This is a genomic window from Rhodococcus aetherivorans, from assembly GCF_025722975.1.
In the GTDB taxonomy this organism is placed as follows: Bacteria; Actinomycetota; Actinomycetes; order Mycobacteriales; family Mycobacteriaceae; genus Rhodococcus; species Rhodococcus aetherivorans.
This window is the reverse complement of sequence record NZ_CP106983.1, coordinates 16,837-34,287: the sequence shown is the minus strand read 5'-3', so window position 1 is coordinate 34,287 and position 17,451 is coordinate 16,837. Positions and strand designations below refer to the sequence as shown.

Below are 17,451 nucleotides of genomic sequence, written 5' to 3'. Positions count from 1 at the left end.
CGCTGATTCCTGAGCGACGCACGACATGACCGCTGTGGCGACGCAGCGGTCATGTCGTGCAGGATCCTGCGCTACGGCACTGTCCGACGCACTTGGCCAGAAACTTCAGCGCGAGCATTCCGTAAAGCTTGTCACGGGTATGCCACTCCCTCGGCTATGAAGACGGCCTCCATCAGATTCTGATTCGTTGCTTTAGCGATCCGCTCCGCGATGCCCGGGGTTGTCAGGTCAAGAGCCCGCAGTGAATCACCCACCTTGGCAACAGCAATGCAGCGGCGGATGCGGTCAGGATGGTCTTGGGCATACCAGGCCAAAGCCGACCACTTCGCCGAGGTATCAGCGAGGTCGAACCTGTGCGGATCAACGATGTCCATGACGTACTCGCCGTCGCCGTCGTCGTGCCAGAACAAAAAGTCCGGGTGCATGAGCTGGTACTTGTCGCCGAACTCGTAGGGCACGGCAAGTGCGTGCCGACCGGACGAGGGATTGCGGTACCAACCGACGAGGGTCTCGGAGGCGAGCTCGGAGTCGAGGACTTGTCGCTCCCACGACGAGCGAGAAGTATCGACAGGGAACCTACCTGCGTGCTTCCCCTCCAGGATCACGTAGATATGATGCGGATATGTGTCGATCGGCTCGACATCCTTACCCCGCACCCTCTCCGTCGCTGCGGGGTAGACATCGCGTACTTCGACGGTCGTAGGAACCATGGGTGTGTTCCCAAGGTGCCACAGCGGTTCGATCTGATCCCGGACGTGACGGGGTTTCGCGGAGATTTTGGCGGCATGTTGTTGACGCCAGCTGGTGATGAGAGCTTCGGCCTGTTCCTCGATTATGTCTTTGAACCCTAGATCGGCCATCGCTGCCAGGCGTGCGTTGGCATCGACGTCGTCGTAGTCCCGGTCACACAGGTCGTTGAAGTACCAGTTGGCCGAGCCGTCCGGGAGCAGGCGCTTGGCTTTCCGAAAGTAGCCTTCCAGATCGCGTTCGTTGGTAGGGGTATCGGAGTTCCCGATACTCTGCAGAATGGTCTCTCCATAGGAGACCATCGTGGTGCTGATGGTCAACGACATGATGTCCTTGACCTTGACATCGATTTCACTACTGCGCTGACTGTCGGCAGCACGAATCTGGTCCACGATCCATTGCTTGGCCTTCGCAGATCCGCGTTCGACGATGCCGTGTTCGGTCAGCGCCGCCGCCAGGTGCATCAGCTGGCCTGTACGGGAGCTGAACACCGCCCTCTGCCGTCTGTGGGACGGCACGGTGTCAAGCAGATCGAATAATTCGGCGGGCACGTCCGGGGACTTCTCACACATGACAGGGGAAACAACGACGTCGACCTCGACAGTTTCGTCCTCGGTCAAAGCGTTCACGACGCGGGCGACATGCTCAGTGCGGAAACCGGGCAGGTAGGCGGCAACCTCGTTGAGTCGGTCATCGCCACCTTCGATGCGCTTGGTCAGCGGTGTGCGGACGAGTCGGCCGATCAACTGGGCGATTTCCGTAAAGCTGTCCTTGTTCTGAAACGAGATCATCACCTCGGCCCGAGGACAATCCCAACCGGTGGTCAATGCGGACTTGAACAGAACTACACGGGCCTGGTCGTCACCGGAGATCGCCTCAGGCGGCAGGTAGCGAATGGTCTTGTTACCGACCTTCTTCGGACCGTGAGGGTCACCGAACGAATGAGCGATGGCATAGTCGGACAGCTCCGGCCATGTGGATTCCAGCACCGCCAGGGTCTCGGCGAGTCGCGCGTCTTCCTTAGCCGGCGGCAGGCCCTGCTCAACCTGAACAACCAGCAGTGGTTTGACGAGCCGATCTCCAGTGGTCTCGTGGTGGATATGCCATGCTGCATCGGACGACTTCAGATCCTTGACTGCGAGCGCGAGCATTGTGTTATCAGCTGCCTGTGACTCGCCGAGGCTACGCAACAGGATGCGGTCTTTGAGCAACCCAGATTCGCGGACGTCACCCGGCTTGACGTCGACCAGCCGCATCGTGCGGTCGGCGGCCTGCATGGCCGCCTGGAATCGATCCGGCGTCGCCGAGATGCCCAAGACCACCGGCGCCGGAGGCTGCACGGTGCCGATATTGGTAGGGCCACCGCCGACGATGGTCCCGGCGATCGACTTGCGATCAGCGTTCTTGGTACCCGACCCCCGGTGGGCCTCATCCCAAATCACCAGGAAGTCCTGGCCTCGGTCGCGTACGGTGTTGGCGATCATGTCCCAGGCTCCATAGCTACGCTTGTCATTCGGACTGCCGTCAGCCCGGACGGCATGCAGCGTAGAGTTCTTCTGCATCGCCTGGATGTGGACGAAGTAGATGAAACCCGGCTCGAGCGTGCGCTGGTCGACCTCCCCGATGTACCAGATGCGGTTGATGTCGATCGAACCGCCGGACGCCTGGGTGATCTTGCTGATGGTTTGCGCGTTGAGTGCGCGGTCGTCAGTGATCCACAGAACCGTCATTTGTGGGATGGGAGCACGTGTCGGAGTGCCCTTGTAGATGCCTTCAAGCACCGCCGTGGCGATCACCGTCTTACCAGCGCCAGTGGGAGCCGTTAGGCCGATAGCGGAGCGCTCACCGTCCTCGAGGTACCCGGCGCGAGCCTTGGCGAGGTTGGACAGCACCCCCTCGACCGCTTTGCTCTGGTAGGGCTCCAGAGTGAACTTCATCGCGCACCACCGTTGATATTGATCGTGTAATTCGACAGATAGTCCTCGTAAAGCTGAACGGTCTCGATGCCAACAGGGAGGCGACTGACAGCTTCCTGGTACTCGGCTTCGGAGTCCGTAATGATGAACAACACCGTCGGTGGTGCTCCCGTGGTCGAGGCATCGACTACTGCACCCGCGAACTCGGTCAGGACGTCGATGTCAAACAGGACGCCATAGTGGGCAGAGAGCACCCAACCCTTGTCAGGGACTTCGTCAATCCGGGGGCCGCGGGCACCGCCTTCGAGCCACATCAGCGGTGCGACCGGCTTGAACTCGTGTCCGCGACGTACCATGCCAGGGTCAAGATATGTGAGATCAAACATCTCTACATTTGCCTTAAACCCATCCGAATACACCGACCCATTAGGGCGTTTTCCGGTAACGACTGTCGAAATCCTGGGCCGACATACGTACTCGAACACGCCATGTTTTTCCCACTCTGGGTCTCCCGGGTGGAACCCAGACTTTCGTAGATTCTTGGCTTCCTTAGCGCCAACTTCGTTATTGGTCACGAGTATGGACTGGCGTGAGCCGGAATCCAGCGCGTTGAGCTGGATAACAGCTTCGGTGGTTGTTCCTGATCCTCCGAAGAAGTCGAGGACTATGCCATCAGGCGGAGCGACTATGCCAATCCACCGCTTGATAACCTCCACGTCTTTCGGGTTCGGGAACCTGCGATCACCCAGCACCGCCTCCAACCGCCGAGAACCTGGCATACGCGGCTCCGTGAAGGTGGGGTAAGGAACTCGATCCAGCTGGTCAACCAGAAGACGCTTGAGACGAGGCGTCGTGGACTCGTCGGGGCCGAACAGTATTCGTCCTTCTTCGATGAGAGTCGCCATCGTGTCCTCTGCGTAGCGCCAGCCGTTGACCGGGGTCGGAACGGGACGACTCGTATCGGGATGGAAAACTTCGTACATGAGGTTCGGCCGTCGATTTGGGCTCGTCAAATTGTCCGCTTGGAACACTCGCCCTTGTTCGTCAATTTGGTCATATCGAAAAACCGAAGGCTCCAGCTCTTTTCGCATCGATCGGAGCATGGATCTGTAGAGTTTGGTCGCACTCTCCGGGTCTCCGCCAGATTCTTTCCACGATTTTTCCGCGGCGTCTAGGACACGATCGACCCCCGGCTTATGTTCCTTCCAACGCCGACCGGAAGCTGTAAGTGCTTCTTCATTTCGCGCATACACAACCATGTAGTCGACGCCACCAGCGGTGTACCGAGCATCATTCTTGCCGCTGCCTTGCCACGTAATATTGGCCAGGAAGTTTTGATCTCCCAAGACTTGATCTAGCAGCATGCGCAGTCGGTGCTGTTCATCGTCGCCAATAGCCACGATGATGACACCGGTTGGCTTCAGCAGGTCCCGAGCAATCAACAGTCGACGCTCCATGAACGACAGCCACTTCGACGACTTGGCCCGGTCGTTCTGGTCGACGTAGCGGTCGTTGTAGATCCAACCCTCGTTACCCGTGTTGTAGGGCGGATCGATATAGATCAGGTCGACCTTGCCGCGGTGTGTGGATCTCAAGGTCTGGAGGGCGTGAAAGTTCTCGCCATTGATCACAACGTGCCACGGGGCGTCGGACGGACCGTTCTCAATCCGCTCGATCGATCGCAGGCCAGGGTAGATCGGCTCGCCGAACTCGCGGACCACTATTAGTTCGGAGACATGCCGTTCACCTCCACTACCGCTCAGCACGACGACCTCACGGGTGCGATCAGTGAATCGCTCGACGATCCAGGTCTCTGTCGATGATTCGTCGCGCAGGGCTACCCGAACACCCTTACGAATCGGGTGATCAGGGAGACGGACGGACTCCGGCAGGTGCCGATCAAACACGAGCCCGAACCGACGAGAGCTGCGCAGGAGCTCGACTTCGTGGGCAAGCTGATTCTGCAAGTTAGGGTCATCGATACGAGAAATAAGCTGATCCAGGACGTTTGATTCGTCGCTCACTTCGCCCCTTAGATGCGTCGCATTCAGTGAAATACCAGGGCAGTCTATGAGGTCGTCCCCAGCCGATCAGTCTTGGGTTTGGACTGAGGAGGGCGGGCCGTGGCCCGCTGATTCAACCAGTCGATCCCTTCGAGGATCAGGAAGACACCAGAGGGAATGCGCTTACAACACCTCCAACAGCGTGAAGAGACCGTCGGGTTCGGCATGTCGGCCGACCACCCACCCACCACCGGTGCCCGGTCAGTTCGTGAGGGTGGCTTTCTGGCGGTGTTCGACCCCCAGGTCGGGAACGAACGCAATCTCGTTCGTGTGGTCGGGTCGGCGTTCGATGTTGAGCATCTTGGTCACCGACCGGGGGTGACTGCTCATCGCAGCGGCGATCGCGTCGAGCAGTTCCTGGCTGAGCTGGTTGAGATCCACAGGGGAGAGGGGAGGGGCTACCTCGTCGTTGCCGTTGATCGGGCCGATCGCGGCCCCGATGCCTCGGCCGGCCTTCTCGAGCGCGGACCCGATCTGTTCGAGATTCGCTCCCCCTTTGGCTTCGGATGACATGGTCGGTTCGGTCTGCACCTGCTCAAGCCGATCGGACACATCCGCCCCCTCGACGGCCCCGGTGTCGGTCTGGACGTCCTGTTCGGTCTGCGGTTCTGCCGGGACTGCGGGCTTGTCGAGGTCGATCCCGCGGTCGGCTTCTGCCTCGGGGTCGGCCTGTTCGGTGACGGCCCCCGCCTGTGCAGCGTGAGTCTGCGTCTGCAGGCTGGTGGCGACTTCAGGCGGGACCGGTGTCGGTTCTGGGGCAGCCAGATGCGTGTGGGACAGCTCGGCGAGCTTGTCGAACGGGGGCAGTGCTTTGGCTGCGACGTAGCTCAGCGCCACCGCACCGGCCGCGTCGAAGGCCCGCCGATCGACCTCCCGGTCGGCGGCGACACGGGCACGAAGCTGGCGGTCCATCTCTTCTGGCGGCATCTGGGCCTGGACGCAGCGGGCCTGATCCTGCCGGTACTGCGCGGCCCGCATTGCCTCGAGGCGGGCCGCGTTGTCCTGCACGAGCCGTTGCCACTTGCGGGCCGCGGCGGAGTTCTCGCCGCCGAAGTACCGGGCGGTGGCTGCGGCGGCGAGGATCTGCACGGTGGTCTGGGTGGCCGGGGATCCGTGGAAGGCACCGAGGACGGTCTTCATCGGCTGGGGCTGGGGTGCGGGCCGGCCTTGGCTGCGTTCGGTTTCGACCTTGCGGACGAACGCGGCGACATCCACGACGTCCTGGCGTGCCTGCACCGCAGCCGGTCGCGGTTGGGGCTGCGCCGGGAGTTGTTGCGGCGCAGCATTCCGGGCGGCGCGGGCGTCGATGAACGCGGCAGCGTCGCCGCTCTGGTGGGGGCGCGTGCGACGAAAACGGCGGGTGCGGTCGGTGTCAGCCATCGGCGAAGTCCTCACTTTTCTCGTCGTGCAGTACAGATGTGTCGGTGTCACCACTGCACCTCGGGACCGGACTCGCGCTGGGTCGGGTCCAGCTCGGGGTGCGTACTCGTCGGCGGCGGTGTGCTCGCCTGGGGCCGGGTACGGCGTGTCTCGGGTGGTGTTCCGTCCTGCTCACGCCGGGCGATTTCGGCGTCGATCTGGTCGAGGAGGGTCTGCTCGTTGCGCAGTCCTTCCTCCAGGCGGGTGATGCGGTCTCGAACCCGGCCGATTGCCTGTTCGTCGATCACATGGGCACGGTCCCGGTGGGCAGCTGCGGCGCGGTTGAACTGCGCGGAGCGTTCGATGATCGGCCAGTCCCGCTCCGGGGGCGCGGTCTGCTCGGCCACCGACAGCGCCGTCACTGCTGCGGCGATCTGCTCGGCGGTCGCGGACGGATCGGTGCGCAGGCGTTCGAGCGAGGCACGCGAGGCGCGCACCGCCTGGATGTGTCGATCCTTCCGTTCGACCTCGGCGACACGCTCATCGACGGCCGTCACCGCCGAATCGGTGCCGCTGACACGGGCGAATTCGTCTTCGGCCAAGGCCAGAAGGTGCCGATCCTCACCGAGCCGTCGCAGGCTGGACTGGCGTGCAGCGAACAGTTCGGTGTCGCTGTAGCGGGCGTGCGGCGAGGACGGATCCGCCGACTTCCGGCGCCCGGCCGGCGTCGCGACCAGCCGCTCGATCACGGATTCGACCTTCTCGCGGCGGGCACCGCGGAGGTAGGCCAGGGGCTCGTGCTCGTCGTCGGGTGCGTTCGAGGTCACCCGCGAGATCGCGATCTCGCGCACCGCCTTCTCCCACAGCCGCACTCGCCGCGGATCCTCGACGGGGGTACCCACGGCCGCAACCCACGGGACGTTCTGCTCGATCGCCCGCGTGAGATACGAGTCGATGAAGGCGTGCATCTGCTGTTGCTGGGCACGAGCATAGGCGGCGAGGATCGGGTCCATCTCGGCCGCCGCGTCGGTCAAGGCCGGCACCTTGTAACGCGCCAGATCGTCGCGGCGGGTGCGCGGCAAGGCCGGTCCGTCCTCGGGCGCGATGCGCGTGCGCAGTGCCCGAGCCATGACCCGGCCGGGAGCGTTCTTGCCGTCATCGACCTGCCCGGCCCGTCCCTGCTCGCGTAGTTCCTCGGCGGCTTCGCGCAGCAGAGTCTGGGTGTCCCAGCCGAAGGTTTCTGCTTGCGTGACGCAGGTGACGACGGCATCCCAGCCGCCGAGGTCGTGCACCCATCCGAGCTGACGTTCGGTGAGGATCGACGACAGCAGCTTTTCGGTGTAGTCGTCGTACAGCGCGGACACAGCCAGCTCGTAGATGTCGGTGATCTTCGACCACGACGCGGCGTGGCGCTGTGCGTCTTCGATCATCTGGTGGGCGGTGCGCTGCGAGCCGTCGCGTTCGATGATCCTCGCCAGCAGCCCCGTCGCGCCGGGATGGTCCTGCTGGGGGTGTTCGAAGTCCCAGTCGGGCAGCTCGTCGTGGGCGGCGTAGACGATGTTGGCGTGCTTGCCGCGGGTCATCGCCACATACAGCGACTGCCGATCCGTGTTCGCCGCGGCGAGGACGTGGCAGGTGCCGACGGTCATGCCCTGGGAGCGGTGCACCGTCGTCGCGTACCCGAGTTGCACATTCTCGGCGATGTAGTCGGCCGCGACGGTGACTTCACCGTCGCTGACGTTGTTGCGCAGCCGCAGTGAGCCGTCGTCGCCGATCGCGGCCACGGTCCACAGATCACCGTTCTTGACTCGGCCGGACTTGGTGCCGTCGGAGTGCTTGACGACGTATTTCGAGTTGTTCTTTCGTGTGACCACCACGTCGCCGACCGCGGCCTCGAGACCGTCCGCCAGGACGATGCCGGGGCCGGTGACGGTGCCGCCTGTGCGGTAGTAGGCGGCGGCCTTTTCGTTGAGCTGGCGCACCAGGTCGTTGGTCGGGGCGACCATCAACGCGACCTCGCCGGCCTCGACGTCGCGGACGTAGGCGTCGAACACCAGGTCCGGAAGCTCGTGGGCCATGTCCTCGCGGATGCGGTCGTTGCCGGCGTACCACTCCAGCACCGATGCATCGCCGCTGCGCAGTCGCAGGCTGGCCTCGGCCTCGCCTTCGGTGGCGAAACGGTGCACCTGCTCGAGGAACGGCGCGCCGGTCAGATCGGCCAGATCACGCAACACCCCACCGGCCTCGACGGACGCGAGCTGCTGCGGATCACCGAGCAATCGCACCACCGCACCGGTCTCGACTGCGATGCGGGTCAGGTCCGCAAGATCCCGCGCCGACGCCATGCCCGCCTCGTCGACGAGCAGAAGATCACCCTTGTCGATGCCGGTGGGCAGACCGACACGGTGGCGGGTGAGCACATCGGCGATGGTGCGTCCCTCCACCGAAATCTCTTCCCCGAGCACCTCCGCGGCACGGGCCGACGGACCCAGCGCGATGACTTTTCCGTAGCGGGTCTCCCAGGCACGGGCGATCACGGTTGCGGCGGTGGTCTTGCCGGCACCGGCCGCACCGACCGCCACAGCAACGTGCTTCTTCGCGGTGAGGAAGTGGTCGATCATGGCGATCTGGTCGTTGCCGAGGCTGTGACCGGCCTTGCGCTCTGCTCGCTTGATCTGGCGTCGGATCACGAAGTCGGAGACGGTGCGCTCATCGTCGGCGAACGCCTGCTCGCGCATGAACTTCTCGGCGTCGAGGACCGCCTGTGCGGTGTACCGCATCTCGGCGCGATCGACGAGCTGGCTGCGCCGAAGGCCGCGTTCGATGCGTTCGGTGATGCGCTCCGGTCCGCGATAGTCCTCGGTGAAGGTCGGCAGGCAGTAGTCCCGCAGCGCCAGTTCCAGGGCGTTGTCGTACATCGCCCGCAACTCGTCGTCGTGGTCGAAACTGAACTGACGCAACTGCCGGTCGATCTCGGCGGACAGCGAGAACACCGTCCAGGTGCCGACCTTGCGCGAGAGCGCATCGACGACGTCTTCCACCAACGCGGGCACCTGGGTGGGGGAGAAGAGCGGGCGACGATCGCGTTCGCCGTGCACCGCATCGACCAGTTCGGCCGGATCGCTTCCGGCAAGGATCGCCTCGGCGCGCTGGCGCCATTCGGACCGCAACTCGACCAGCGATCGGGGCAGATTCTTCGCGTTGCGGGTATCGAGGGTGGCCTGTTGCGCCTGGGCGTACTGCACCTTCTTCGGCGGGTTCTTCCCGTACCGATCCTTGTACTCACGCGCCAGGTCCTCCTGGCGCGCCTCGATAGCGGCTCGGCGGGAGAACTCCTCGATGAGTGACAACGGGATGCCGTCGACCTCGTGCACCGGCAGCTTGCCGACCGGCGTATCGGGCCTCGGGGCGAAGGTGACCCCGAGGGTGCGGGCCACCAGATCGGCCACCCGGGTGTTGTACTTCTCCGACGCGGCGACGTTCGCCTTGTACAGAATCGACCCGTCGATCGTGGTCCACTTGTCCTCGGCCAACACCCGGTTGAACACGGCGCAGTGGGTGTGCAGGTTCGGATCGGAGGCACGATTGTCGTAGTGATCGAACCGGGCGACCAGCAGGCCCTCGGCCTTGACCTTGCGCGCACCGCCGGCCCCGCGGCGAGTGTAGATCACCTCGTTCTCGATCCACTCCAGCGTCTCGGACACCGCCTGCGCGTGGGCTCTCTCGACCGCGGCCTTGACCTTCTCGTCGCCGAGTCCCCACAGCAACGACACCGACTTCATCGGCGTGAACACCAGGTCATAACCGGCCACCGGCTGCCGAACCTTGGTGTACTGCTCGGTGATGAACTCCCACACCTGTTGCTCGCTGAGCAGGTCGGCCTTCTCGCCCTTCCTGCGGCGAAGATGCTTGCGAGCGGTCGAGAGCTGGATCGCCTTCTTCGCATCAGGGGCCGGGTATTCGCCGTACTGCGCCTTGTAGGAACTGCACAGTTCCTCGACGTCGTTGACGTACTCCTGGCTGTTCTCGTACCACGAAAATGCCCGGCCCAACGCCGTCGCCCGCGACCAGTTCAGCCGGTCTTGGATCGGGGCATTCGGTCCGGGCCTGGTATCGAATGCGGCAGGTGTGCGAGCGGCACCGAACACCGCCCGCATCGCCGATTCGGTCACTTCGGTGCCGACCTCGACACCGACCTTCTCGGCGAGTTTGCCGCACCAGATACCGGGTGGAGTGCCCTTGGTGACGTAGTAATCGACCGCATCGGACTTGCGGGTCTCAGTGGCGTCGCCCTTGGCAACGTGCTTGGTGAGATAGACATAGCCGTCCCCAGCGTTGAGCTTGTGGACGGTCATCACGGAAGTTGATCATGCCATGTCACAGCTTTAGTGCATGAGGTGTGTAGAAATTTTTTGAGACGAACGGAGTTCGGTCCAAGGTCTGACAGGACCTCGATGGTCCTGTCAGAGCAGTGGAGCTGCGTGTGTTCGGCACGTGAGCGTCACGGTTTGTCGGTGTGGTGACCGGATCTGGACTTCGATGGAGCGTCCTCGATTCCGGTCGTCGGCCTCCCCGCGACCTGCGCGAGCCGCTACACTTCCGGCCTGTGGCCTCGACTTCCCAATCGGCATCTCGCCGCTCCCTTCGTCCGCACACGACGTCGAACGTTCGGGAAAACGCCCGCCGCCAACGGGAGAGACTGCTCGCTCGTCAGGCGGCACTCGAAGCGTTGGCCGGCCCCATCCACGAGGCGACGGACAAGCTGTTCAAGCTCGAAGCAACAGTCGCCTCGCGGGCCCAGGCTCCGCTGAAGAAGATCGAGCGGCTAGAGCAGACTCGGGATCGTCGCATCAAGAAGATCCAAGAGGAGTACGCGGCGAAGATCGCCGAGATCCAGCGGGAGATGGAAGCCGGCACGGAGACGTTGACTCCGCAGGAGCGCGAGCAGGAATCGTCGCTGCTGCGCGAGTACGCGGAAGCGATCGTGAAGTTCAGTCGCAGCGCGTCGGCGTCGGAGCTGGCACCGTTGCTCGGCGTGAGCACCCGCGAGGCGAAGAAGCTCATCATGCAAGCCAAGGCGGATCTCGGTGTCGCCAATGTCGCCGAGCCGGCTGCACGATCGTCTGATGCGCAGTCGGTGCCTGCGGCGTCGTGATGCTGCGGCCATGAGTGACGATGGTGAGTCATCGCTTGACATAGGATTCCCGGATCTCGATATCGAGTTCGTCGTTGAGGAGTCGAAGGATCGACCGCGGCGGGGGCGGGTGGTGGACAACTCCCTGCGGCCGTCGAAGGCGAATGTTGCGGCATTCTGGTCGAAGGTCGTCAAGTCCCCGACGTGTTGGTACTGGGTCGGGGCAATCAGTGCTCCCGATGGGTACGGACGGTTCAACTTCCAGCGCGAGAATCGGCAACGCACAATGCTCGCGCATCGCTTCTCGGTGGAGCTGGTGCACGGTCCTCTTGACCCGCAGGTGGTGTGCGAGCACAAGTGCAACGAGGCGCTGTGCGTGCGCGTCGGGTCGGGGCATCTAGTGGAGTCCACGCATAGCGAGAACGTGCGCTACGCGATCGCGCTTGGCCGACTGTCCGGTCATACGCTGCTCGACAGGCAGGGGCGCTCGCGCTACGAGCGATCCCTGGCGATCCGTGCGGCATTGCGGGACGGGTACGACGAAGACGCATTGTTTCATGCCAAGACCAACCCCGGCGATTGGCAAGGAACGTTGTTTTGATTGATCTGATTAACCTGTTCGGATGACATCCCGTGTACCGGAAACTTAGTAAGCTAAGCTCCCGCAATGGACTTCGAGGAAGCGCTACAGCGTCGTAAGCAAGCCCGCGACTCGCTGGTCAACTCTCAGGAAGATCGGCTGGAGCTGGAGCGTCAGGCGGCACGCAAAGGACGCGCGGCGTTCGAGAACCTTTTCAGATCCTTACTCTCCTATCTGGGGAGTGAAGGAATCAGACCCCAACGCGTCGTCATTTCGCCACGGGTCAGACTCCTTAGCCCCAAGAAGATGTCTCCGGCGGGCTATGTCGTTGGATACGAGAGAGGCGGTTTCGGAAGGGGACTCGGTGTAGATCTCCTCCTCCCAGACGGGTCCTTCTGGAGCTGGTCTTCGTCCACGCTCTCACCACCTCGCGTACGAAGCGCTTACATGCCGAATGAGCACGGGTTGCTGTGGGACGTGAGCTTCGACGCGTTCAAGTTCGCGGTGGAATGGCAGCACGATGATCAGCAGCCGCGATTCGTTGTCCGGGGCAGCGGATATCAGGACGATGAGACCACCCTCGAAGAGGCGTTCGCTGCGATTGCAGAGAAGATCATCAGAAATCACTCTCGCGAGCTATCCGACTGGAAGCGACCCTAGAACAAGTGGATGGCTGTGTTGAGACAGGTTTTGACGGCCTAAGGACGCGACATGGACGTGGCAGGTTCCTATAGTTGGTCCGGTCTATTCTCGAGCCGGTTCCTACTTGCAGTCGATCTCGCACGCCCCGGGCTGGAGCCGGTAGTGCATCCGGCATGCGTACTCGGCCGGGGTCTTGTACCTCAGCGCTGAATGCCTGTGCCGATGATTGCAGCCACGCCCACGCCCCGAAGGAACCGTGCCGCAGATGCTTGCAGGAGTATCTGCGCAGCTCTGCGCGCCGGCCGGCCAGGGGTCTTTCGAACCGCGACACTGGTGCGTATGACCGATGGCGATGCGGGCGGCACGGGGCCGGTCGAGTTGGCTGGGCGGGCACCGAGTTCCCTCGCCCGAGGCGCTGCGGCCGAACTGTTCGTCGCCAGCCGGATCGCCCTGTTGGGGTTTCGGGTCTACCGGCCGCTGGCCGACGACCGGGGGTGGACCTGGTGGTCGACGTCGGTCGAGGCCGCCACGTGATGGTCCAGGTCAAAGCCATCCAGGTCACCAACGGGTACGTCTTCATGCGCAAGTCGACCTTTCCCGCTCGAATCGTGGGTCGTGTTGGCCCTGGTGTTCGACACCGACGACGAGCCGCACCTGTTCCTGATCCCGGCTACCGAGTGGTCCGATCCGCACCCGCCCCTGGACGCTCCTATGGAATGTCAAGCCTCGATTGGCTGCTGTTCGAGTAGCCGGTAGAGGTCCCGGGCGATGTAGCGCTTGAGGCAGCGTTTGATGTCGCGGGTGCTCTTGCCTTCGCCCGTGCGGCGAGCGACGTAGGCGCGGGTGGTCTGGTCGTAGCGGATCCGCGAGAGCACGATGGTGTGCAGGGCACGGTTGAGCTGTCGGTCCCCGTAGCGGTTGAGCCGATGCCGGTTGCTCACCTGTCCGCTGCCGGCCGGGGTCGGGGCGACACCGGCGAGCATCGCGAAGGCGGCCTCGGAGTGGATCCGGCCCGGGTGGGACCACGCACAGAGCACGGTCGCAGCCACGATCGGTCCGACGCCGAGCTGCGCGAGCAGGTCTGGCCGCCACGACCGCACGATCGCCCGGATGGCGTTCTCGTGCGCGGTGGCCTCCTCGGCCAGTGCACGGGCCCGGCGGGCCAGGGACCGCAGCGCGGTGACGGTCGTGCGGGTCTCGACATCCCGGCAGGCGCGGACCCGCAGGCCGGCTGCGATCGTGACCATGCCGGGCAGTGTCCGACCGCGGAACCGCTCCCGAATGTCCTCGGGGGCGGCGATGACCAGACTGAACAGTTGGCGCTGGGCGTCCGTGGCGGCGTTGACCGCGGACCGGCGGGCGGCCAGCAGCACCGATAAGGCCTGCCGGTCCCCGCCCCTGCGGGGGGTACCCAAGCGGGGGCGCGCGAGCGCTTCCCGGGCCGCACGGATCGCGTCGAGCGGGTCGGACTTGGCGCCGTGGCGACGCTTGGCACGCTCGGGACGGTCGAGCTCGATCACCACCTCCCCGCCGCGTTCGAGGACTCTGGTCAGGCCGGCGCCATGGCCGCCGGTACCTTCGACGGCCCACGCTCGCAGCGCCGCGTGCTCGTCGGCGAACTCCACCAGTTGGGCGTAGCCGTCCGCGGTGGTTTCCACCGTGATCTCGTCGAGCATGCCCCCGGTGCGGGCATCGACCGCAGCCGCGGAGTGGGTGTGGACGTGGGTGTCGACGCCGATGACGACATCGACCACCTCACGCAGATCGGTCAGACTGGTCATGCGTTCTCTCCTCGCCTGGAGCGGATGTGGTTTCCGGTCCGGGACGGAGATTCGGCAGGACTGTGATGAGACACGTCGGGCGCCGCTAACGCCCGGCGGTCAAGCTCCTGATCAGGGCAGCTACTCCGTACCGGGCCGGGGCCGGCAACCACGAGCGGACAAGTCCTGAGGAAGGCACGAAGCCAGTCAGCCGAAGGGTCACACTCGTGGTCACCAGTCCACAGCCCAGCACTATCAGGCTGCGAATGGAATCCTCACAGTCAGCCGAGACTACGTCGGGCTCAAGAGCGCCCCCGAGTACGGGGTGAGCATCCGCAAACGGTGGGATCAGGACCTGGCGGCCTGGTCGGCGACACCACCGCACATCGAGCAGGTGTTCGAGCACGCACATCCACACTCGTGATCCTTGCGGTGCGGTGTCACCCGCCTCTACGCACTCGGCCGCGCGGGGGATCTCCGCCGGCGTCAGCGAGCGCAACAAAGACCTCACCGGGAGCCAAACGCCTCTAGTAGGGTTCGAGAAAGCCACCGTCACCCCCTGCACGGTGGCCGAAACCCCGCCGGAGTTGACGTGTTCGCTCCGGCGGGGTTTCTCGGTGCGAGGGCGCATCCGTTTCCCCGGCGAGCGTGCGGCGCGGGGCAAGGGGGAGCTGCGCCCTCCCGGGGGCCGTGCTCTCTCGATGCCCGGGTGGGTGACAGATGTCTGGCAGGACCTTGCCGTCCAGGCACACCGGCCGTCGCGAAGATCTTCTGCGCGGGGCGATTCCTCCCTTGCCGCAGGTGGCGTTCCTGCCTGTTCGGGGTTCCTCCTCGACGTTCGGGGGTGGTCTTCCCTAGCCGATTCCCAGTTGGAGCCAGCGATCGTCGGTCGGTCCCAGGACGACGATGGGTTCGGTTCGGCCGGATTCGGCGGGATTGTCTTCGAGATCGACCACGACGTCGTGATTGGCTATCGATTTGAGCATTGCGATGAAGGGTTGGAACTCGTTCAACAGTTTCCTGGCCTCCTGGGGAGTGGGCTGTTTGTGGATGAGGACGGTTAGCGCCAACCGCTGGGTGACGTGGACGTCGACGTCGGATTCGTCCGTGCCCTCGACAGCGCGCAGCAGGGGCAGGGGGTCGAGATCGACCGTTCCTCCGGGTAGTTCGACCAGTTCCTCGAGGCCTTTACGGGCGCGGGCGACAAGAACGCTCGAGCTGCCGCCGACGAGAGAGCGTGCGATTGCGGCCCGATAATGACTGCGCGCTGCCGCTGCCAGATCCGGCACGTCCATCGGCAACAGCTGTTCGACCGGACCGGTCGCCTTGGTGGCGGCGACGACGTCCGGGGCGACGATGTTCTCGGCGCCGGTGGACCGGTTGGCCAGGCCGGCCGCCAGATGATGCAGGTACGCACCGACGAGCAACTGTCCCACCGTTCCGTAGGTCACCAGGGCGGTGAGGTCTTGCGGATGGACCAGATGACCATCGGCGCGTCCTGCGGAGTAGGCTGCGGCCAGCGCGAACATCGTCGTCAGGACTCGAGCGGTGGTGTCGTACCCGGTCCGCCGACCCAGTGAGGCGAGAAGGTCGTTGCGCAGGCTCGTCGCCGTTTCCGGATCCATCGAGACTGGGAACAGCTCCCGGTAGGCAACCTGTGCCGCACACCAGCGGATCAGGAAGGGAACGAGGATTTCCGCCGGCGGTGGAACCTGGTCGCGGATCTGTTCGGCGAGGTAGACCGCAAGCTCGCCGGTCGCATGGACCTCGAGCTCGGGGCGTCCTTCCGCGATAGCGATGGCACGGTCGGCATGGTAGCGCGCCGCTGCCGCCCACATCGGCTGGCCGATCCCCTCGAGCAGTGCCGCCTCTTCCTTCTTCAGCCGTCCGATTGCGGCCATCCGCCCGAGGACCACCCGTTCGGCGGCCAGCCGATCGACGTCGGTGGACTTCTCGGTCAGTTCGGCCCCAGCGGCCTGCGCGATCCGGCGTTCGGCGGCGGCCGCGATCCGGTAGAGCTGGGCGCGCAGCATGTCGTGCGCGTGACCGGGCGGGATCTCGGTCAGGCCTTTTTCGGCATAGGACCGGGCCTTTTCTGCGGCGTCGGGGCGATGCGCTTGCGTGCAGATCACGAACCGGTAGGCCGCAAACGAGCAGAGCGTGGCGATGGCGAGCCGATTCGGCGTGCCGAGCCACTTGTCCACCTCCTGCACCGTCGCATCGATGCGCTCGTCCTCGCCGACCAGGAGCCGGATCTCCCGCAGTCGGTCCACCAGGGCCGTCGGTAGATCCCCCTGACGACTGCTCGCGGCCTCGTGACGCCTGGCCCGCGCCCTCAACTCGGGATCGACCTGCTCTTTGCGGAGATCGAGGTCCGCGACGACGGCGGAGACCAACGCTCCCGTGGTCGGGAAGTGTCGTTTGAGCGTGGTCCGGGAGACGTTGAGCTTTTGCGCCAGTAGCCGATCGCTCGAATCGAGCAGGGTGCTCGTCGAGAGCTGTCCGGCGGCATGGACGATCTTCGCCTTCGATGGCGCGGGGCGCCTCTTCCGTGGCGGGCCACTGTGTTCGGTCACGTTGCCTCCCCTGCTTCCCAAACTTTCGGTCCATTTGGTCCGTCCATATAGTCGCACACATCCCATCGTGTCAGCTATGCATGTGACCAGTTTGGTGCAAACCTCAAAATAGGCTTCTAGCTGGTCTTTTTCTGCCCTATGTTCGTGTGCGAGAGGGATCGATCCGGAGAAGGGAAGACCATGTTGACCACAAAGTCGAACATCGTCGTCAGGGCCATGAGCCTGGTGGCGGCGACCGTTCTGGCCCTGTTCGTCGTGATCGCCACAGCGTCGTCGGCGCAGGCGGCGCCCCGCAGCGGGGATCCGCTGGCTACCGGGTGCGCCACCAACGCCACGACCATTTGGAAGCGCACCATCGACTTCGTCACCGTCGAGGTTCGCTACTCGCCCGCCTGCGGAACGAACTGGGTCCGTGTCTCGGGGGCCACCAATCGCCAGGCGGAAGCCGGGGTGTGGTCTCCGCACAACGGCTGGCAGTGGAGCCCGTCCTACGGCAAGGCCCCCGGCCAGTTCTGGACTCCGATGGTGTACGCACCGGGCAGCACCTGCATCAACTTCCAGGCGCGCTTCAGCAAGATCGGCGTATGGGGCATGCACGACACCGGAGTCCTGCGGCTCTGCTGATCCCCTGACGCACGGCACGGCCTCGACCGAGACCCCTGCGGGCCCGACAT

At 64.3% G+C, this 17,451-nt stretch carries 11 protein-coding genes; 5 read left to right on the top strand and 6 right to left on the bottom strand.

Features of this window, described 5'->3' with window-relative positions; genetic code table 11:
- Nucleotides 1-131: 131 nt before the first annotated feature.
- The 4 genes from OCS65_RS28145 to mobF all read right to left on the bottom strand — a co-directional run bounded on the left by OCS65_RS28145 (nucleotide 132) and on the right by mobF (nucleotide 10,440).
- Nucleotides 132-2,684 (bottom strand): DEAD/DEAH box helicase, encoded by a 2,553-nt coding sequence (locus tag OCS65_RS28145; protein ID WP_263510455.1) that lies wholly within the window; start codon nucleotides 2,682-2,684, stop codon nucleotides 132-134.
- The gene (locus OCS65_RS28140) at nucleotides 2,681-4,687 is read right to left on the bottom strand and encodes a site-specific DNA-methyltransferase (protein ID WP_263510454.1); all 2,007 of its coding nucleotides are present in this window, start codon (nucleotides 4,685-4,687) and stop codon (nucleotides 2,681-2,683) included. Before OCS65_RS28140 ends, OCS65_RS28145 begins: the two co-directional genes overlap by 4 nt.
- 240 nt (nucleotides 4,688-4,927) lie before the next feature.
- Nucleotides 4,928-6,106 carry a hypothetical protein gene (locus OCS65_RS28135; protein ID WP_263510453.1) on the bottom strand — a complete coding sequence of 393 codons (1,179 nt, stop codon included), beginning with the start codon at nucleotides 6,104-6,106 and terminating at the stop codon, nucleotides 4,928-4,930.
- A gap of 47 nt (nucleotides 6,107-6,153) precedes the next feature.
- Nucleotides 6,154-10,440, bottom strand: a complete 4,287-nt coding sequence (mobF, locus tag OCS65_RS28130) for a MobF family relaxase (RefSeq protein ID WP_263510452.1) — start codon at nucleotides 10,438-10,440, stop codon at nucleotides 6,154-6,156.
- 251 nt (nucleotides 10,441-10,691) lie between these two features.
- Between mobF and OCS65_RS28125 the strand changes: the two genes are divergently transcribed.
- The 4 genes from OCS65_RS28125 to OCS65_RS28110 all read left to right on the top strand — a co-directional run bounded on the left by OCS65_RS28125 (nucleotide 10,692) and on the right by OCS65_RS28110 (nucleotide 12,975).
- Nucleotides 10,692-11,240 (top strand): hypothetical protein, encoded by a 549-nt coding sequence (locus tag OCS65_RS28125; protein ID WP_263510451.1) that lies wholly within the window; start codon nucleotides 10,692-10,694, stop codon nucleotides 11,238-11,240.
- A 10-nt stretch (nucleotides 11,241-11,250) separates the two neighbouring features.
- Nucleotides 11,251-11,820, top strand: a complete 570-nt coding sequence (locus OCS65_RS28120; RefSeq protein ID WP_263510450.1) for an HNH endonuclease — start codon at nucleotides 11,251-11,253, stop codon at nucleotides 11,818-11,820.
- A 66-nt stretch (nucleotides 11,821-11,886) separates the two neighbouring features.
- The gene (locus OCS65_RS28115) at nucleotides 11,887-12,459 is read left to right on the top strand and encodes a hypothetical protein (RefSeq protein ID WP_263510449.1); all 573 of its coding nucleotides are present in this window, start codon (nucleotides 11,887-11,889) and stop codon (nucleotides 12,457-12,459) included.
- A gap of 321 nt (nucleotides 12,460-12,780) precedes the next feature.
- Nucleotides 12,781-12,975, top strand: coding sequence for a hypothetical protein (locus OCS65_RS28110; RefSeq protein WP_263510448.1), 195 nt, complete (start codon nucleotides 12,781-12,783; stop codon nucleotides 12,973-12,975).
- Nucleotides 12,976-13,160: 185 nt separating this feature from the next.
- Here the strand turns inward: OCS65_RS28110 and OCS65_RS28105 are convergent, their stop codons facing one another.
- A complete protein-coding gene (locus tag OCS65_RS28105) occupies nucleotides 13,161-14,222 on the bottom strand; it encodes an IS110 family RNA-guided transposase (protein ID WP_263510447.1) in 1,062 nt (353 codons plus the stop codon).
- A gap of 833 nt (nucleotides 14,223-15,055) precedes the next feature.
- Entirely contained in the window at nucleotides 15,056-16,777 is a 1,722-nt protein-coding gene (locus OCS65_RS28100) for a hypothetical protein (RefSeq protein WP_263510446.1), read from the bottom strand.
- Between the two features lie 180 nt (nucleotides 16,778-16,957).
- Here OCS65_RS28100 and OCS65_RS28095 point away from each other — a divergent pair, with 180 nt between their 5' ends.
- Entirely contained in the window at nucleotides 16,958-17,401 is a 444-nt protein-coding gene (locus tag OCS65_RS28095) for a YjfA family protein (protein ID WP_263510445.1), read from the top strand.
- Nucleotides 17,402-17,451 lie beyond the last annotated feature (50 nt).

Coding starts and splice junctions, on each gene's coding strand:
- OCS65_RS28110 (WP_263510448.1), top strand. CDS start 12,781: ATGACCGATGGCGATGCGGGCGGCACGGGGCCGGTCGAGTTGGCTGGG.
- OCS65_RS28115 (WP_263510449.1), top strand. CDS start 11,887: ATGGACTTCGAGGAAGCGCTACAGCGTCGTAAGCAAGCCCGCGACTCG.
- OCS65_RS28120 (WP_263510450.1), top strand. CDS start 11,251: ATGAGTGACGATGGTGAGTCATCGCTTGACATAGGATTCCCGGATCTC.
- OCS65_RS28095 (WP_263510445.1), top strand. CDS start 16,958: ATGTTGACCACAAAGTCGAACATCGTCGTCAGGGCCATGAGCCTGGTG.
- OCS65_RS28145 (WP_263510455.1), bottom strand. CDS start 2,684: ATGAAGTTCACTCTGGAGCCCTACCAGAGCAAAGCGGTCGAGGGGGTG.
- OCS65_RS28135 (WP_263510453.1), bottom strand. CDS start 6,106: ATGGCTGACACCGACCGCACCCGCCGTTTTCGTCGCACGCGCCCCCAC.
- mobF (WP_263510452.1), bottom strand. CDS start 10,440: ATGACCGTCCACAAGCTCAACGCTGGGGACGGCTATGTCTATCTCACC.
- OCS65_RS28105 (WP_263510447.1), bottom strand. CDS start 14,222: ATGACCAGTCTGACCGATCTGCGTGAGGTGGTCGATGTCGTCATCGGC.